Source organism: Aliikangiella coralliicola (genome assembly GCF_007004725.1).
GTDB lineage: Bacteria > Pseudomonadota > Gammaproteobacteria > Enterobacterales > Kangiellaceae > Aliikangiella > Aliikangiella coralliicola.
In genome coordinates this window covers 1-1,435 of sequence record NZ_ML660180.1, presented here as the reverse complement: position 1 = coordinate 1,435, position 1,435 = coordinate 1, and the positions used below count along the sequence as shown (strand labels likewise).

The window sequence follows — 1,435 nt, the reverse complement described above, 5'->3', positions numbered from 1 at the left end:
TGGATAGACTGATGGAATGGACACCTTCACCTATATCGGCGTCGCAATGCGCCATACTTGTGTGTTGGTAACAATTACAAGTAGAGGAGAAGATGTCCATGAACGATATTAAACTAATGGCCGTTGATTTGGCAAAAAATGTTTTTCAAGTTTGCGCTTTGAATAAAAACGACAAAGTACTTTTTAATAAAAAGCTGCGCCGAAGAGAACTAGCCGAATTTATGGCCCAACAAAAACCTTCACCAGTTTATACAGAAGCCTGTTACTCATCTCATTATTGGGCGCGTCGCTTTAAGCAAATGGGACATTCTCCCTTTTTAATTCCCGCCCAACATGTCACCCCTTTTGTCCGGGGTAATAAAAATGACCATAACGATGCTTTAGCTATTGCCGAATGTTCAAAGCGGCCTGACTTACGATTTGTGCCCATTAAAACTGAGCGGCAACAGGAAATCATTGCACTCCATCGAATTCGACAGCGCCAGGTAAGAGCTCGACTTCAAATCACCAATCAAGCCAGAGGATTACTCACTGACTTCGGTATTATTTTCCCACAAGGCCATAAAGCATTCAAAGACGCCATTAACGATATACAGACTCAAGAAAAACTCGCTCTTGAATTTCGACATTTCATTGTTTCACTCAAAGAAGAATATAATTTTGTGTCAGCCAAAATCAAACAACTTGATGATTACTTAGCGCGTCACTGTGAGGCAGAGCCAAACTGTCAAATCGTTCGTTCAATTCCTGGAGTCGGCTGTTTAACGGCGACGGCGTTAATCGCTATGCTTGATAAAGGGCAAGGCTTCACGAATGCCTCTGCCCCCGGGGTCTGGATTGGTTTAACCCCAAAGCAATTTGCCAGTGGTGATAAGTCCCATATGGGGCGGATTACCAAACGGGGTGACCGATACCTACGTTCATTACTCGTTCAAGGGGCTAATACTGCCATCCAATGGGCCAAGTATCGAGATGACTCTTATAGTTTATGGATTAAACAATTAGTGGCCAGGGTTGGACGTAGCAAAGCCATCATTGCGATTGCTCATAAGATGATTCGGCTGGCCTGGATATTATTACAGAAACAAGAAATGTTTCGGCTTAAATCGTCCCATTAATGAGCCAGTCCTGTTGTGCCAATAGCGATGAAAAAACGGGGTTAACCGACCTGCTTTAAGCTCGTAGCAGACAAGGTACTTGATACCGATAGACTGAATAGAGCGAGTAGGTGCGGTTTCCATCTGGGGCCGAAACTAACAAATGGTTTCAATCGAGAGCCCGAATATATGTCAGCACAACTTTAAAGTTGAACTAAACCCAACCATCGACTGTTTTAACAGCAAAGGCTAAAGACAAGATAACAAAAATGGCCAAAAATATTTGGCCAACGAATTTTATTACCTTGACTTATTAGAGGTGTCCATATATGTCTGTT

The 1,435-nt window shown here is 42.8% G+C and carries 1 protein-coding gene; it reads left to right on the top strand.

Annotation, left to right across the window (positions count from 1 at the left end; translation table 11 throughout):
• The first annotated feature begins 98 nt into the window (after positions 1-98).
• A complete protein-coding gene (locus tag FLL46_RS26860; protein WP_246119415.1) occupies positions 99-1,118 on the top strand; it encodes an IS110 family RNA-guided transposase in 1,020 nt (339 codons plus the stop codon).
• Positions 1,119-1,435 lie beyond the last annotated feature (317 nt).

What these genes read in the sequence shown, in the direction of transcription:
- FLL46_RS26860 (WP_246119415.1), top strand. Translation starts at nt 99, where the DNA reads ATGAACGATATTAAACTAATGGCCGTTGATTTGGCAAAAAATGTTTTT.